Here is a 15660-nt window from a genome sequence, read left to right as displayed (position 1 = left end):
CTAGTCATTTGTGTGCACAACCGCGAAATGAAAAGTTTTTTTCTGGAGGCAAAACATGGCCGGAAGACGCCCAAAGCCCACCCATTTGAAAGTGGTCACAGGCAATCCGGGCAAACGCAAACTCAACGATAAAGAGCCACAACCCGCAAGGGAGATCCCCAGCCCGCCAGCCCATCTTACCGACTGGGGAAAAACGGCCTGGGGCCGAATGACCGTCTTGCTCGATGGCATGGGCATTCTGACAGTTGCAGATACTTTTGCCCTGGAACGTCTTTGTGATCTGTATGCGGAGATTTTACAGCTGCGCCAGATCGTGGATATCGAAGGGCGCACTTACACAACCAAAACCCAGATGGGTGATTTCCTGATTAAAGCCAACCCGGCAGTAGCTATGTTGGCCGATGCCGATCGGCGCTTTAAAAGCTACCTGGTGGAATTTGGCCTGACACCTGCGGCCAGGTCAAAGGTGAATGTAAATGGTGGAGAAAAAGAAACGGATCCGCTCGCCGAGTTCTTCGGCACCTGATCCGGCAACACAGTACGCGCTCGATGTTACCGAGGGGCGCATTATCGCTGGCCCCGATATTCGCAACGCCTGCAGGCGTCATCTTAACGATCTGGATCAGGGGGAAAGTAGGGGGCTTTGCTGGGATGTTGACGCGGTCACGCGTGCTATCGATTTCTTTGCCAAAGTCCTCAAACTGAACGGCGGCGAGCATGAAGGCGCACCTTTCATCCTTTTACCCTGGCAGGCGTTTGTTGTTGGCTCCATATTTGGTTGGAAGAGGGCCAACGGTTCCCGACGATTCCGCACCGCTTATGTTGAATCTGGCAAGGGTTCGGGTAAATCCCCACTGTCTGCGGGCATCGGCCTGTATTGCCTGATGGCGGACAAAGAACCCCGCGCCGAGGTGTATGCGGCGGCGACGAAAAAAGACCAGGCCATGGTGCTGTTCCGTGATGCGGTGGCGATGGTCAATCAGTCCCCGGCATTATCGCAGCGCATTTCGACCTCTGGCGGCGCAGGCAAAGAATGGAACCTGGCTTTCCTCCAGACCGGCTCCTTCTTTCGCCCTATCAGTTCTGATGATGGTCAGTCTGGCCCGCGCCCGCATTGTGCGCTGATTGATGAGGTGCACGAGCATAAGGATAACAAAGCCGTAGAGATGATGCGTGCCGGTACCAAAGGCCGCCGTCAGGCGTTGATATTCATGATCACCAACAGTGGCCACGATAAAACCAGTGTGTGTTACGAATATCACCAGTACGGCCAGCACTTGGCATCTGGGCAAAAAACCAATGATGCCTTCTTTGCTTTCATCTGTTCGCTGGATGAAGGTGATGATCCTTTCAAAGATGAATCCTGCTGGCCAAAGGCTAACCCCTCCATGGGGCACACCTTCGATGCGGAGTATTTGCGCGAACAGGTTGAGGATGCGCGGGGCATGCCCTCGAAAGAAAGCCTGGTGCGCCGCCTCAACTTCTGCGAGTGGGTGGATGCTGAAAACCCATGGATCGGTGGTGATGTCTGGATGGCTTGCGAGAAGGAATTCGACATTGGCGAGCTACAAGGGCAGGTGTGTTATGGCGGCCTGGATTTGTCAGGCAAGCGGGATTTGACCTCACTCGCCCTGTATTTCCCTGAAATCCGAACAGCGCTGGTGGAGTTCTGGACACCGAAAGACACCTTGATGGACAGATCCAGAAATGACCGTGTTCCCTACGATTCCTGGGTGCGTGAAGAATATATGCATGCGCCAGTGGGCAGCGTTATTGATTACGGGTTTGTGGCTAAACGGGCAGCTCAGTTGGCGGCATTGTTCGATATACAGTCCATTGCGTTTGACCGTTACCACATGGATTATCTGGAGCCGGAGCTGCTGGATGAAGGGGTTACCGTTCCGCTGGTACCACACGGTCAGGGCTTCGGCAAATCGAAAGAATCTGGCCTTTGGATGCCGCACTCTATCGAGTTGTTAGAAAAACTCATCATAGAGAAGAAGATTACCATCCTGTTCAACCCTTGCCTGCGCTGGAATGCGGCGAACGCCGTGATCGAAGAGGATAAAAGCGGCAACAGGGTATTCAGCAAGCGGCGCAGTAATGGCCGTATCGATGGCATCGTATCGCTTGCCATGTCGGTTGGTGCTTCCGAGGGGGTTGTCGAGGATGACGGCGATTTAGAGGGCTTTTTTGATGATCCGATCATAGTGGGTATCTGATGGACAAAAACAAACAACCAGGGCGCGTAAAAAGTGCCCTTTTAAATTGGCTGGGGGTCCCGATCAGTCTCACCACCGGGACATTCTGGCAAGAGTGGTTTGGTACCAGCAGCAGCGGCAAGGTGGTTACCGCCGATAAGGCGATCCAGCTTTCAGCTGTGTGGGCCTGCATTCGCCTGCTGAGTGAGTCTATCTCTACGTTGCCCCTGAAGGTTTACAGCAGAGAGGCTGACGGTTCCCGCACGCTGGCGCAGGCCCATCCGGCATACCAGGTATTGTGCCGCCGCCCCAATATGGAGATGACACCTTCGCGCTTCATGTTGCTGGTGGTGGCCAGTATCTGCTTGCGGGGCAACGCCTTTGTTGAGAAGAAAATGATAGGGCGCAAGCTGGTGGCGCTCGATCCTTTGCTACCACAGAACATGGTGGTTAAAAGGCTGCCCACTGGCAGGCTTGAATACACCTATACAGAGGACGGGGCCAAGCGGGTGATCCCTGTTGACCGCATGATGCATATTCGCGGCTTCGGCCTAGATGGTGTGTGCGGCATGATGCCATTGAGTACTGGCCGGGATGTGATCGGGGCTGCCATGGCGGTGGATGAAGCTGCCGCCAAGATCTTCGAAAACGGCCTGCAGAGCACCGGCTTTCTATCTTCAAAAACGGCATTGAATACGGAGCAGCGTGAGCGGCTGCGCAAAAGCCTGCAATCATTTATAGGCTCCAAAAATGCCGGAAAGCTGATGGTGTTGGAGAATGAGCTTTCCTACCAGAACGTGACCATGAACCCCGAGGCCGCGCAGCTTCTGGAAAGCAGGGCATTCAGCATTGAAGAGGTCTGCCGCTGGTTTCGCGTCCCTCCGTTTATGGTGGGACATGTTACAAAGCAAAGCAGCTGGGCCTCCAGCGTTGAGGGGATGAACCTGATATTCCTGACCAACACGCTGCGCCCGCTGCTGGTGAACATCGAGCAGGAGATCGCCCGCTGCCTGCTTGATGGTGATGAAGATTACTTTGCCGAGTTCTCCGTTGAAGGGCTGTTGCGTGCTGACAGTGTGGGCCGTTCTGCCTACTACACCACTGCGCTGCAAAACGGCTGGATGAGTCGCAACGACGTGCGCAAGCTGGAAAACATGCCACCGATCCCAGGGGGCGAGATCTACACGGTTCAGTTGAACCTGACGCCGCTGGAAGATTTGAAGCTAAACAACCTCGGCGCCCAGGCAGCAAACATTACTCAGTTGCATAACTACCTATTCCCCGATGTCCCTATCGAGCAATCCCCGCTGAAACGAGCGGCGTAGGAGCAATACCCCATGACAAAGAAACAACTTCCGGCAGCGCCGGTGGGTCGCCCCTGCGCGGGTGTTTCCAGTGAGCCCATGCCTTCTGCGCTTGAGCGCTGGAATGGTGGCATCAAGGCATCCACTACCGACGATAACAGTATTTCCATATTTGACGTTATCGGGCAGGACTACTGGGGCGAAGGTGTCACCGCCAAACGGATCGCCGGCGCCTTGCGGTCAATGAATGGCGCTGATGTCACGGTAAATATTAACTCCCCTGGTGGAGATATGTTTGAGGGGCTGGCGATTTACAACCTGCTGCGGGAGCACCCCGGCAAAGTGACCGTTAAAGTCCTGGGCATTGCCGCCAGTGCTGCCTCAATTATCACCATGGGTGGCGACGAGATACAAATCGGGCGCGGGGCTTTCCTGATGATCCACAACTGCTGGGTGGTATCGATGGGCAACCGTCACGATTTCGCCTCACTGGCCGATTATCTTGAGCCGTTCGACAAGGCCATGGCGGATATTTACGCGGCCCGCTCCGGCCTCGATATTGAGGCAGTTCAGAGCATGATGGACGGTGAAACTTACATTGGTGGCAGCGATGCCGTTGAGCAGGGGCTGGCTGATCGCCTGCTTTCCGCCGATGCGGTGGCCGGTGATGATGACTCACCCGCTGCAGCGCTGCGCAAACTGGATGCCCTGCTGGCAAAAGCCAATACACCACGCTCAGAGCGCAGGAAATTGCTCCAGGCGTTAAAAGGTAACACGCCAGGCGCTGTTACCGATCCCGACGGTACGCCGAGCGCTACCAAAGAAGCAACCCCTGAAACCTTAGCCAAACTGGATGCCGCATTGAACGGGCTGGTTTCGGCGTGCCAATAATCTGGAGAAATTATGTCAGAAGTTAATGAAATTCTTAAGAAAGTAACCGCTTCTATCGAAGAGGCAACCAGCAAATTTAACGCCAAGGCGGAGGATGCCCTGAAAGAGGCCAAGAAGTCTGGAGTCCTCTCCGAGGAAACTAAGGCGGCAGTAGACAAGATGGCCACCGAGTTCAACGCCCTGGTGGCGGCAGAGAAAACACTGAAGGCAGCCGTGGGAGATCTGGAGCAACATGTTGCGCAGATGCCTTTCAATAACGCCATTCAGGTTGTGCAGTCTGTTGGCCAGCAGGTTATTTCGTCCGAAGGGCTGAAAGATTTCTCCGCCAGTCTTGAGAGTGGAAAGCGGCACAGCGTGCCTGTTAAGGCAGCCATGATCTCCACGGATGTTCCTGGGCAAATTATCGCCCCAGATCGCCTGCCGGGCATTGATGTTGCGCCAAAGCAGCGTCTTTTCATTCGCGACCTGATTGCTCCAGGCACTACCGGTTCAAACACAATTTATTGGGTGCAACAGACCGGTTTCACCAATAAAGCGTCGGTTGTGGCGGAAAACACCCAAAAACCCTACAGCAGCATTGAGTTCGAAGAGAAAATCACTCCGGTCCGGACCATTGCACACCTGTTTAAGGCGTCCAAACAGATCCTGGATGACTTTGCACAGTTGCAATCTCAGGTCGATGCAGAGATGCGTTATGGCCTTAAGTACGTTGAAGAGCTGGAGATCCTGTTCGGTGATGGTACAGGCGTACACCTGGAAGGCATCATGCCGCAGGCGTCCCGATACAGCCCGGCCTTTACCGTGGATAAACAGAACGGCATCGATGATTTACGCCTGGCAATGTTGCAGTCGCAACTGGCCCGCTACCCGGCTTCTGGGCATGTACTGCACTTTATCGATTGGGCGAAGATCGAGCTGATCAAGGACACTCTGGGCCGCTATCTCTTGGCTAACCCGGCAGCACTGACCGGCCCGACGTTGTGGGGATTGCCGGTGGTAGCAACTGAGTCTGCCGCCTTCCAGGGCAAGTTCCTGACGGGTGCATTCAACGCTGGCGCTCAGATCTTCGACCGTGAAGAAACGAACGTGGTGATCAGTACCGAGAACACCGACGACTTCGAAAAGAACATGGTCACCATCCGTTGCGAAGAGCGCCTTGCTCTGGCGGTGAAGCGTCCTGAAGCCTTCGTTACTGGCCCATTCACTGCGCCAGCCTCTGGCGGCTAATCTTTCCCCTGGCGGCCTGCGGGCCGCTTTTCAATGGAGTTATGCCATGAAAGTCAAAGCATTGGTGCAAATCTTGTTTGGTAGCAAGGTGATCAACGACGGGGAGATGTTCGAAACCCGAGAGCAGCACGGTCGCGAGCTTATCAAAAAAGGCTATGCGGAATTAGCAGAGGGACAGCACGCTGAAGAGCAGCCAGAGCAGCCAGAGCAGCCAGAGCAGCCAGAGCAGCCAGAGCAGCCAGAGCAGCCAGAGCAGCCAGAGCAGCCAGAGCAGCCAGAGCAGCCAGAGCAGCCAGAGCAGCCAGAGCAGCCAGAGCAGCCAGAGCCTGAAACCAGCAAAAAGGCTAAAAAATAAGGTGGACCATGATTGATCTGGGAGTGGTAAAAGAGCATTGCCGCCTGGAGCCAGATTTCAGCGCGGATGATGCGACGCTCAATATCTATATCGGCGCGGCAAAAAAGCAGATTGAGATGTACACCCGCCGCACATTGTACGCCACCGAGTCAGAACCGGGTTATGCAGATGATGAAGATCACCTGCTGCTGAGTGACGATGTGAAGGTGGCCATGTTGCTGCTGATCGGCAATTGGTATGAAAACAGGGAAGCTACTGTTATCAGCCAGTCTGTCACTACCTTACCTTTTGCGGTAACGGCTCTCTTGCAACCATATCGGATCTACGGACTGTAAGGGGGCGCTATGCAAGCAGGCCGACTGCGCCACCGCGTCACCATTCAGAACTTTGTCCCGGTGGAACTCGCTTCCGGGCAGGAGCTGGAGGAGTGGCGCGACGGCAAGACTGTTTATGCAGAGGTGAAGGCGATCAGCGGGCGCGAGCTGGTGGCATCCGGCGCCGAGAAGGCAGAAGCCACTATCCGCGTTTGGGTGCGTCACCGCACCGATATTACCGCCGCCTCCCGGCTTCTGTGTCTGAATGGCCCGTTTAAAGGGGCCGTGCTGGAGATTACCGGCCCACCGATCCCCGATCCCAAGGGAACCCGGTTGGAAATTCTCTGTAAAAGTGGGGTGAAACCATGATCAGCGGCAACCTGGATTTTTCCGGCCTGCTCGACATTTCGAAGGATTTGGAACTGTTAAGCAAAGCTGAGAACCGCAACGTTTTACGCCAGGCTACGCGGGCAGGGGCAATGGTGCTCCGTGATGAAGTCAAAGCCCGTGCGCCGAAGAAAACCGGCAAGCTGGCGCGTAATGTCGTCGCCGTGAATATGAGGGCCAAGGATGGCGGGGCGGTTGCCGGGGTACATATTCGGGGCCGCAACCCACGAACGGGCAACAGCGACAATTCAATGAAGGCCAGCAACCCGAAAAATGCTTTCTACTGGCGTTTTATCGAGGTTGGTACGTCGAAACTGGCCCCCGTCCCATTTATTCGGCCAGCTTACGACGCCAAGGAAGCGGAGGCAGCAGCGGCAGCTTTTGCCAAGATCAATGAGGCCATTGACCAGGTGTTATCCAAATGACCGAAGCTGACCTTAACCCGTTGTTAAAACCGCTGGTGGGCGGACAGGCTTACCCGTATGTCGTCAAACTTACGCCGGAGGGGCAGCCAGCAGTAAAGCCACCGTGGATCGTCTACACCGTTCCCGATGAAAATCGGGGTGATGTGTTCTGCGGTACCGCTGAAACGGCCTCCATGGTGCAGATCGACGTGTACGCCAGCAGCATTGACGAGGCGAAGGCCATACGCGCCCAGGCCGAGGAGGCGGTAAAGGTCCTGTCCCCGGCAGAAATCCACCTTTTCAGTGGCCACGAGCCCGACACCGGTCTTTTCCGCGCCTCATTCGAATTCAGTGTGTGGCGATAACCCAACCCCCGTACACAGCCGCTTACGAGCGGTTTTTTTATGTCTGGAGAAAACTCATGACAAGTAAGTATGAAAAAACGCAAGGCACGGTGATCAGCGTCTCCGCTGGTGAAGTCAGCGAAGCTAATCCTATTGGTGTTACCTGGCTTGCCGCATCGTGCAGCACAAAGGAACTCAGCTATACAGGCGGCCAAAAGGCTGATATTGAAGTTACCACGCTGTGTTCCGAAGAGCAGGAGATGACAAACGGCCTGAAAGCACCGTCTGAAATGACCATCGGTAAAAACTGGAGCGGTTACGATGCTGCCCAGGATTCCCTGATGGAAGCCTATGAAGACGACAGCCGCCGCGCTATTCGTATCGTATTCCCTTCCGGTAACGGCTTTGCCTACCTTGCCGAAGTGCGTCAAAACAGCTGGAGTGCGGCCACATCCGGCATCGTATCTGCCTCATATACGCTGCGCATCATTGGTAAGCCGGTGCGGATTTACGCTGTAAACATCCCGGTCACCGGTGTCACCCTGGACAAAGCCACGGCCACCGTTGCCGCGGGTGCCAGCCTCACCCTGACCCCAACGATCGCCCCGGCCTCAGCCACTAACCGCGGCGTGACATGGACATCCTCGGCACCTGGAAACGTTATGGTAACCAACAAGGGCGTTATCACCGGCCTCACACCTGGTACCTCAACCATCACCGTTAAAACCACGGACGGCGCTAAAACCGCAACGTGTGTTGTGACAGTCACAGCAGCCTAATAGGAGCATTAACCCATGGCAGCAAAGAAATTAAACCTCAAGGCGCTGGTGTCAGCGCCGATGGCGGGCTTTCGCACCAAGCTGGTTGAAGTCGCCGAGTGGAATGGGGCAAAGGTGATCCTGCGTGAACCCTCGCCAGCAGGTTGGGGCCGGTGGCGGGAGGTTATGGAGCCTGAAGAGCCAAAAGAGGGCGCAAAACAGGTTGAGCTCTCAATTTCAGAGCAGACGCAACGCAACATCCGCGCTGATGCTGTGATGTTTATCGATGTTCTGCTCGATGAAGATCAACAGCCTGTTTTCACACCGGAAGATCTGACCGAAGTTATTGGCTTTTACGGGCCGGTGCATTCACGGCTGTTAAAGCAGGCAATGGCTTTGCAAACCTCGACGGAAGACGCTGAAAAAAAGTCAGAGAGCCAGAAACCTTCTTCTTGATGCAGTTGGCTCTGCGCCTCGGCAAAACCCTTGGCGAGCTGCAGCAATCCATCAGCGTAAGTGAATTGCGCATGTGGATGGCTTTTGACCGGATAAGCCCTATTGGTGATGACCGTGGTGATTATCTCGCCGCACAAATCACCGCCGCCGTCTTCAATGCCCAGCGAACAAAAGATCCATTGTCCATCGGGGATATGTTGATCCGCTGGAACGCGGAGGAAGACGCGGAAGAAGAGGATACCGCTGGGCTTGAGGCATTTCTGGAAAATCTGGCTAGTTAACACCCGCTGCGGCGGGTTTTTTTATAGGTGAAATATGGCATCTCTGCGTGAGCTAATCATTAAAATTTCGGCAAACTCCAGCTCCTTCCAGACTGAGATCGCCCGTGCCTCACGCATGGGAGCCGATTATCACAGAACAATGACACAGGGTAACCGCCAGGCGGCGAATGCGACACGGCAAAGTCAGCGGGCGCTTGCCGATCTGAATGGTCAACTGGCGACCGTTCGTGGTAGTGCATTAGCGATGGCTGGCGCGTTTGCTGGGGCGTTTGCCACCGGTAACCTGATCGCCATGGCCGATAAGTGGAACTCGCTCAATGCGCGGGTAAAGCTGGCCACCAGTTCAGCAGAAGATTTCAGCGCCGCGCAAGCCGGATTAATGCGGATCAGCCAATACACAGGATCAACGTTCGAGTCTAACGCCAGTCTGTTCTCGAAAGCATCCAGTTCGCTGCGTGAATACGGGTACACAACCAAGGATATTTTATCTCTTACTGAAGCGCTGTCTACCGGTCTGCAAGTGTCAGGGTCTTCTGCTGAGGAGACATCCACAGTGATCACCCAATTATCACAAGCGCTAGCCCGTGGTGTTCTTCGTGGGCAGGATTTTAACTCTGTTGCGCAGTCTGGCGGGCGGATAATGAAAATGCTGTCTGACGGCTTAGGGGTAGCTCAAAAGGATCTTAAGGGGTTAGCTGATGCAGGGAAGTTGCCAACCCCGGTGATCGTCCCTGCTCTAATTAGTCAGCTCGGGCAGGTTAGGAAAGAATTCGACACCATGCCAAACAGCGTCAGCGCAGCATCAACACGCATCAATAACGCATTTATGGAGTGGATTGGCGGGCAGAACCAGGCGGCGGGTATCACAACATCACTTGCCGGTGTTATGGATGGGCTTGCAGGCAATATCGATAATGTGGCCACTGGTCTTGGTGTGCTCGTCGGGATCGGCGCGGTGCGTTACTTTGGAAACTTGGCTTTAGGTGTACAAACGGCCACGGGAAAAATGCTGGGGGCATACCGCACGGAGGTAGCTGTTGCAGCCGCCCAGGTTGAAGGCACAAAAGCAGCTACTGCCGCAGCTCGAGCCACGCTTTACCGTGCTCAGCAGGCAAGGGCTGCGGCGGTGGGGATTGAGGCGCAAATCATTGCAGAAAGGCAGCTTGCTGTTGCACAAGGCCAAGTATCCGCAAGCGTAGCGGCAAGAACTGCCGCCCAGGGTGGCCTGAACGCCGTTACATCGTTGGGGGCGCGTCTGGGGGGTGGTTTGTTAAGTGCTGTCGGCGGTATTCCGGGGGTCGTGCTTGGGATTGGTGCGGCATGGTATTACACCCATCAAAAAAACGAGCAAGCCAGGAAAACAGCTCTGGCATATGGAAATACTGTTGAACAAGTCCGCAAACAGATGTCCGATATGTCGATCGCTGGCTTGGAATCCACAGCTGTAGATGCCGGAAAATCTATCGCTGTGCAGCGTTCTGAAATCGCCAAGACGGAAGAAGAAGTTCGCAAGCTGAAAGATAGCTTGTCTGCTTTGACGAAAATGGAGGCCGACGCTAAAGAAAGTCCCTGGATGAGTCGTATCAATACGCTGATGTCGCTTGAAGACATCCAGCAGGCGATGATCGAGACGCAGGGGCAGCTAAGCCAGAAAAACTTTGCACTTGAGCGGCAAACGGAAACATTACGTAATACAGAAGCCCTTCGTACTCAGGCGATTAATGAATCGATAAATAAGACCGCAGCACTGGCGGGGGCTGTTGGTGGCCTTGCGGAAATGTATGCGCAGCTTAACAGGGTAACGGGCCTATCTACCTCTGTGGCAGCTCCAAAATTCGCAGGCTTGGCACTTCCGAAGCTTGACGAAAAGCAGCAAGCAGCAATGATAAAAGTCCAGCGAGAAAAGGCACTTGCAGGGCTAAAAGGGATAGCAAAGGCCGAGCAACAGGCAATTTATGAGGCCGATGATCTAAAGCTTCCCCCTGGTCATTATGAGGCTTATGTTGCGGGTAAAGTTGCTGCTGAGAGAACAACTGAGAGCCTCACCGCAGCGACAAAAGCCCAGCAAAAAGCGGAGCAAGATGCAGCCTCCGCTAGCAAGAAATCCGCTGGGGTGGCAGGGGATTACCAGCAGAAGATAGCCAACTTGAATAAGGAAATTCAGGTTGAAAGCGTCCGACTGAAAGAGGGCGATGCGGCGGCGGCTTTATTCTCCGCGTCTCTGGAAGCCGGTACAAAGTGGACTAACGAACAGCGGGCAGAGCTGGAGCGTTTGAACAAGACGCTAGCAGAGGCAAAGCAGCGGTGGGAAGACCACAACGCGGCTATTGCCTCCGATCCCTACCGCCAGGCTGCGGACGTGCAGAAAAAGGCTAATGAGCAGCTACAGCGCCAACTGGCTGACGGTGAAATCAAAAGCGCCGAGGAACTTTCTCGCCGTAAGCAGGATATCAACACGGCCTACTTGCAGGCGAAGGCCGAGGCCGATCAGCGTTACGCTGTTTCCGGTACCGCAGAGCTGGCCGGTAATGTCGATCCTATCCAGAACCTCGAAAACCAACTTGCCAAACGGCAGGCACTGATCGAGAGCTATGCTACAGCTGGCGTGATATCACAAGGGCGGGCCAATCAGCTTATTGTCGCAGCGGATCGTGAAGCGATGGAGCAACGTTATCAGGCATCCCTGCAACTCTATGCTAGCCAGGGTGATATGCAGAAGATGGCTGTCGATATGTTCCAGGCAACCACAGAACGGGCAAGTAACATGCTTACCGGTCTGCTGACAGGTACCCAAACGTTCAAGGAGGGGGTGACTAACCTCTTCGCGTCCCTAACTCAATCCATCGTTCAAAACCTTATCGATATGGCGGCGCAGGCGCTGATCACCAGTTCCATCATGCAGACCATTACCGGCGTTGTCGGTGGGCTTGCTGGTGGCATTGGTGGGGCGGCATCCGGGGTTAGTGGCACAGCAGGATCCGCAGGAACCGGCGCGATGGGATTGAGCACCAACTTTGCAGCGTATGACCTCGGCGGCTACACCGGTGCCGGTGGTAAATATGAAGAGGCCGGCATCGTGCACCGTGGCGAATTCGTAATGACTAAGGAGGCTACGGAGCGGATAGGTGTGGATAACCTTTACGCCATGATGCGCGGCTATGCGGATGGCGGGTTGGTTTCAGCTTCACCAACTGCAACCGGTGGCTCGTTGGGTGTTCGCCATACAACCGCGAGCCAATCTATCGGCGCGGGTGGCGGTACTGGTGGAAATGTTTACGTTACGATTAACGAAAACGGTTCTACATCAGTTGCTGGCGGCGGAGATGGCGAGAGCTTTGCGCGTGAGTTTTCTGCGATTATTCAGAGGGAATACGTCAAGTTGCGCAATAAGGATCTTAGCCAGGGCGGGGCAATCAATAGTGCAATCAGAGGGGGTAGATAATGGCGCTGGAAACGTTCACCTATGCCGCCAGGGTAAACCCGACTGGCGACCACTCCTTTCGTTTACGTGAAGTTCAATTCGGCGATGGCTATAAACAGCAGGTTGGCGATGGGCTGAATGCTGAACTCCAAAGCTGGTCATTAACATTTGTTGGAAACTGGAAGCGCACTTTCGAGATCAGGAGTTTTTTCAAACGTCACGCTGGATATAAAGCGTTTAAGTGGATGACGCCTAATTTTGAATTTGGGCTGTTCACTTGCAGTAAATATCAAGTAACCGCACTGGGCAAGAATGACCGCGGCGATCAGATGTACCAGCTTGCAGCCACGTTTGATACTGCCTTCAAACCATAGGTAAAACCATGTCTATCAATGCTGATCACCAGGTGCTTGAGCCTGGGAGTAAAATCCGCCTGTTCGAAGTGGACGGCAGCCAATTTAGCGGGCCGGAGTTGTATTTTCACAGCCACCCGCTCCCCTTTACCTCGGCAGAGCTGGAAAAAGCCGGCGATGACCCGGCCAAGCTGCCAGCCAAGTCGATTTGGTTCGGCGGACGTGAGTACAAGCCGTGGCCGGTGGAGATTGAGGGGCTGGAGGTCACAAGCGACGGCACCGCCCCGAGCCCTACGTTGTCAGTGGGTAACATTGACGGCACCGTTGGTTCGATGTGCCTGGCATACCAAAATCTGGCTATGTTTAAGGTCACGATCCGCGATACTTACGCGCATTACCTCGATGCCAGAAACTTTCCAGAGGGCAACCCGCAGGCCGACGCGACACAGCAAAAAATTGACGTGTGGTACATCGACCGCAAGATCAGCGGCAGCAATACCGGCATCCAGTTTGCACTGTCTTCGCCCGCTGACCTGCAAGGCATCATGATCCCCACTCGGCAAATCCACAGTCTCTGTACCTGGTGCATCCGGGGGCAGTATCGCGGCGCGTCGTGCGGTTACACCGGTACCAAGTATTTTGACGCTGACGGCAAGCCAGTTAGTGACCCGTCGAAAGATGCTTGTTCTGGCCTGCTATCCACCGGCTGCGAACCCCGCTGGGGGAAAGGTAATCCGCTGCCGTTCGGCGGCTTCCCTGGCTCCGCATTGTTGAAGAGGTAGCCATGAGAAAGCACATTATCAACGCGATCTTTGCGCATGCAGCGGAGGCCTATCCTGCTGAGTGTTGTGGGCTTGTGATACAGAATGGCCGCCGTCAGCAGTATCTACGTTGCCGGAATACGGCCCCGGAGCCTACAGAGCAATTCAGCATGCATCCTGAGGACTACGCGGCCGCAGAGGATGCCGGAGAGATCGTCGCTATCGCTCACAGCCATCCCGACGCCACAACGCAGCCGAGCCAGCTCGACCAGGCGCAATGTGACCTGTCACAATTGCCCTGGGTGATTGCCAGCTGGCCAGAAGGGGATATCAGAACGATCATACCCACCGAGGGCGTTAAGCCACTGCTAGGGCGTCCGTTTGTGCATGGTATCTGGGATTGTTACGCCATTGTGCGGGACTGGTACCGTTTGGAGTGCGATATCGAGATACCGAACTTCGCCCGATCCGATGGCTGGTGGGAACGCGGCGAAAATCTTTACATGCAGCACTATGCAGAGGCTGGATTTATACCGTCAACCGGTAATCTGCAAATCGGCGACGTAATCATTATGCAGGTGCGGGCCGACGAGCCGAACCACGCTGGGGTATATCTCGGCGGCGGGGTGATGCTCCACCACATGTATGGCCACCTTAGTAAGCATGTTCCCTACGATGGCTACTGGCAAGAAAGGACGATCATCACGCTTCGCTATAATGGCTGATTTTTAACCTTTCTTCATAGAGGAAAAATTGTTACGCTTACCGTTCTATTTATAGAGAGGGTGGCAAAAATGGATGTTGGCTTTTTTCTTTGGTATATCATTTCCCTAGTTGTAAGTATAGCTATATGGTACTTCTTGAATAGGGCAAGTGTCAGGGCAAATAGACAAATTGAGTTGTTGGAATCAATCGATAGTAAATTGTCAAAAATACTCGATCCAAACTTTGAGGCAACAAAGCGCGATAACTCTGCCGAGGGATATCTTGAAGAGGCTAGGAAAAAAGCGGGATTGTGACAAAATCAGTTGCGATAGCTATTATTGTAGGTGAGTTTAGAGGGGGATGAGTTGCGAAATTTACTTTTGGCTTTTGCTGTTACAGCTATTTTATCCGGGTGCGCATCTTCGCCCGTGCCTATAAATGAAGCTAAACCCGCACCACCGAATAGAGTTTTTTTACTTCAATCACCAGTGGTAAATGGTGCAGAAGTTACTATTGTTCGAGATAGTGGTGTTGTTGGTTCTGCTTGTGAAATTACAGCCTATATTAATGGGCAACGAGTTGCCAACCTTGATGTAAAAGAAAAGGCAGTATTCTTCGTATCACCTGGTGAATTGATGATAGGAGCCGCCTTTGAAGGTAAAGGGTTATGTAATAGTGGGAAAGCCAGGCAGGAACGAGAGGTGGTGGTCAAGCAAGGGCAACGAAAAGTATTCAGGATTTATACTGGGGCAGATGCTGAGATAGACATAAAGCCATCTAGCCTATAACTTTAAAATAGTTTTAATAAGCCCGCTTCTGGCGGGTTTTTTTATATATAACCGGAGGCTCAATGAGTGATAAACTAATCAGCATTAAAGTATATGGCCCATTGCGCCAGTTTAGTGAGTTGAAGAAAGGTGTAATCAACTTATCAATAAAAAGCCCTATGGAAGCCATTAAGGCTTTATGTGTGGTAGTACCCGGGTTCGAAAGGTTCATGACGACAAGCAAAATGCATGGACTTACTTTTGCAATATTCAATGGTAAGCGAAATATTGGGCGTGATGAGTTGGAATTTGGATGTAATGATGAAATTAAAATCGTACCTATTATCATCGGTAGCAAAAAGGCCGGGGTTTTCCAAACTATTCTTGGTGCGGTATTAGTAGCCGTTGGCGCTGTGCTTAACTTCACTCCATTTGCTGCCATGTCACCTTATTTATACATGTCAGGTGCTTCGATGATGCTGGGCGGTGTAGTGCAAATGCTTTCACCGCAGCAAGGCGGCTTGGCGCGGCGCGAAAGCCCGGATAATAAGCCGTCATATGCTTTTGGCGGGCCGGTGAACACAATCGCCCAGGGCAATCCGGTACCGATTCTCTACGGCAAGCGCCGGATCGGTGGTGCCATTATCTCTGCGGGGATCTTCGCCGAAGACCAGCAGTAAACAACCTGCCCCATCACTAGCCAGCCATGAGCTGGTTTTTTTACGCCTGGA

The 15660-nt window shown here is 53.8% G+C and carries 20 protein-coding genes and 1 pseudogene; all 21 read left to right on the top strand.

Annotated features, from left to right (window positions below; translation table 11 throughout):
• Positions 1-55: 55 nt before the first annotated feature.
• The 21 genes and pseudogenes from A6U95_RS04280 to A6U95_RS04185 all read left to right on the top strand — a co-directional run bounded on the left by A6U95_RS04280 (position 56) and on the right by A6U95_RS04185 (position 15609).
• A complete protein-coding gene (locus A6U95_RS04280; protein ID WP_065683601.1) occupies positions 56-526 on the top strand; it encodes a phage terminase small subunit P27 family in 471 nt (156 codons plus the stop codon).
• A complete protein-coding gene (locus tag A6U95_RS04275) occupies positions 477-2222 on the top strand; it encodes a terminase TerL endonuclease subunit (RefSeq protein WP_065683600.1) in 1746 nt (581 codons plus the stop codon). The genes A6U95_RS04280 and A6U95_RS04275 overlap by 50 nt, the downstream gene beginning before the upstream one ends.
• The gene (locus A6U95_RS04270; protein ID WP_065683599.1) at positions 2222-3526 is read left to right on the top strand and encodes a phage portal protein; all 1305 of its coding nucleotides are present in this window, start codon (positions 2222-2224) and stop codon (positions 3524-3526) included. The genes A6U95_RS04275 and A6U95_RS04270 overlap by 1 nt, the downstream gene beginning before the upstream one ends.
• Positions 3527-3538: 12 nt before the next feature.
• Entirely contained in the window at positions 3539-4396 is an 858-nt protein-coding gene (locus A6U95_RS04265) for a head maturation protease, ClpP-related (protein WP_065683598.1), read from the top strand.
• Positions 4397-4408: 12 nt separating this feature from the next.
• Complete coding sequence (locus A6U95_RS04260; RefSeq protein ID WP_065683597.1) at positions 4409-5623, top strand: phage major capsid protein; 1215 nt, start codon at positions 4409-4411, stop codon at positions 5621-5623.
• Positions 5624-5669: 46 nt separating this feature from the next.
• A complete protein-coding gene (locus A6U95_RS31170; protein WP_065683596.1) occupies positions 5670-5978 on the top strand; it encodes a hypothetical protein in 309 nt (102 codons plus the stop codon).
• 8 nt (positions 5979-5986) lie between these two features.
• Positions 5987-6313: a head-tail connector protein gene (locus A6U95_RS04250; RefSeq protein ID WP_065683595.1), complete on the top strand. Its 327-nt coding sequence runs from the start codon at positions 5987-5989 to the stop codon at positions 6311-6313.
• Positions 6314-6322: 9 nt separating this feature from the next.
• On the top strand, positions 6323-6661 hold the full coding sequence (locus tag A6U95_RS04245; protein ID WP_065683594.1) for a phage head closure protein: 339 nt from the start codon (positions 6323-6325) through the stop codon (positions 6659-6661).
• Positions 6658-7104 carry an HK97-gp10 family putative phage morphogenesis protein gene (locus A6U95_RS04240; protein ID WP_065683593.1) on the top strand — a complete coding sequence of 149 codons (447 nt, stop codon included), beginning with the start codon at positions 6658-6660 and terminating at the stop codon, positions 7102-7104. Before A6U95_RS04245 ends, A6U95_RS04240 begins: the two co-directional genes overlap by 4 nt.
• Positions 7101-7448 carry a DUF3168 domain-containing protein gene (locus tag A6U95_RS04235; protein WP_065683592.1) on the top strand — a complete coding sequence of 116 codons (348 nt, stop codon included), beginning with the start codon at positions 7101-7103 and terminating at the stop codon, positions 7446-7448. Before A6U95_RS04240 ends, A6U95_RS04235 begins: the two co-directional genes overlap by 4 nt.
• 56 nt (positions 7449-7504) lie before the next feature.
• Positions 7505-7936, top strand: a pseudogene (locus A6U95_RS31390) (phage tail tube protein); the annotation flags it as partial.
• The gene (locus A6U95_RS31385) at positions 7928-8206 is read left to right on the top strand and encodes an Ig-like domain-containing protein (protein WP_241810621.1); all 279 of its coding nucleotides are present in this window, start codon (positions 7928-7930) and stop codon (positions 8204-8206) included. The pseudogene A6U95_RS31390 and the gene A6U95_RS31385, both read left to right, overlap by 9 nt.
• A 15-nt stretch (positions 8207-8221) precedes the next feature.
• Complete coding sequence (locus A6U95_RS04225; RefSeq protein WP_065683590.1) at positions 8222-8641, top strand: phage tail assembly chaperone; 420 nt, start codon at positions 8222-8224, stop codon at positions 8639-8641.
• Positions 8641-8922: a DUF4035 domain-containing protein gene (locus tag A6U95_RS04220; protein ID WP_065683589.1), complete on the top strand. Its 282-nt coding sequence runs from the start codon at positions 8641-8643 to the stop codon at positions 8920-8922. The genes A6U95_RS04225 and A6U95_RS04220 overlap by 1 nt, the downstream gene beginning before the upstream one ends.
• Before the next feature lie 34 nt (positions 8923-8956).
• Positions 8957-12364, top strand: coding sequence for a tape measure protein (locus A6U95_RS04215; RefSeq protein ID WP_065683588.1), 3408 nt, complete (start codon positions 8957-8959; stop codon positions 12362-12364).
• Positions 12364-12717, top strand: coding sequence for a phage tail protein (locus tag A6U95_RS04210; RefSeq protein WP_065683587.1), 354 nt, complete (start codon positions 12364-12366; stop codon positions 12715-12717). Before A6U95_RS04215 ends, A6U95_RS04210 begins: the two co-directional genes overlap by 1 nt.
• An 8-nt stretch (positions 12718-12725) precedes the next feature.
• Positions 12726-13478, top strand: coding sequence for a phage minor tail protein L (locus tag A6U95_RS04205; RefSeq protein WP_065683586.1), 753 nt, complete (start codon positions 12726-12728; stop codon positions 13476-13478).
• 2 nt (positions 13479-13480) lie between these two features.
• Positions 13481-14182, top strand: a complete 702-nt coding sequence (locus tag A6U95_RS04200) for a C40 family peptidase (RefSeq protein ID WP_065683585.1) — start codon at positions 13481-13483, stop codon at positions 14180-14182.
• Positions 14183-14251: 69 nt separating this feature from the next.
• Positions 14252-14476 carry a YebO family protein gene (locus A6U95_RS31670; RefSeq protein ID WP_037375462.1) on the top strand — a complete coding sequence of 75 codons (225 nt, stop codon included), beginning with the start codon at positions 14252-14254 and terminating at the stop codon, positions 14474-14476.
• Positions 14477-14527: 51 nt separating this feature from the next.
• On the top strand, positions 14528-14950 hold the full coding sequence (locus tag A6U95_RS04190) for a hypothetical protein (protein WP_065683584.1): 423 nt from the start codon (positions 14528-14530) through the stop codon (positions 14948-14950).
• Between the two features lie 62 nt (positions 14951-15012).
• Positions 15013-15609, top strand: coding sequence for a tail assembly protein (locus tag A6U95_RS04185; RefSeq protein ID WP_065683583.1), 597 nt, complete (start codon positions 15013-15015; stop codon positions 15607-15609).
• Positions 15610-15660: the final 51 nt, after the last annotated feature.

It is taken from the genome of Serratia sp. 14-2641 (assembly GCF_001692375.1).
Classification (GTDB): Bacteria; Pseudomonadota; Gammaproteobacteria; order Enterobacterales; family Enterobacteriaceae; genus Chania; species Chania fonticola_C.
This window is presented reverse-complemented; position numbering and strand designations above follow the sequence as displayed.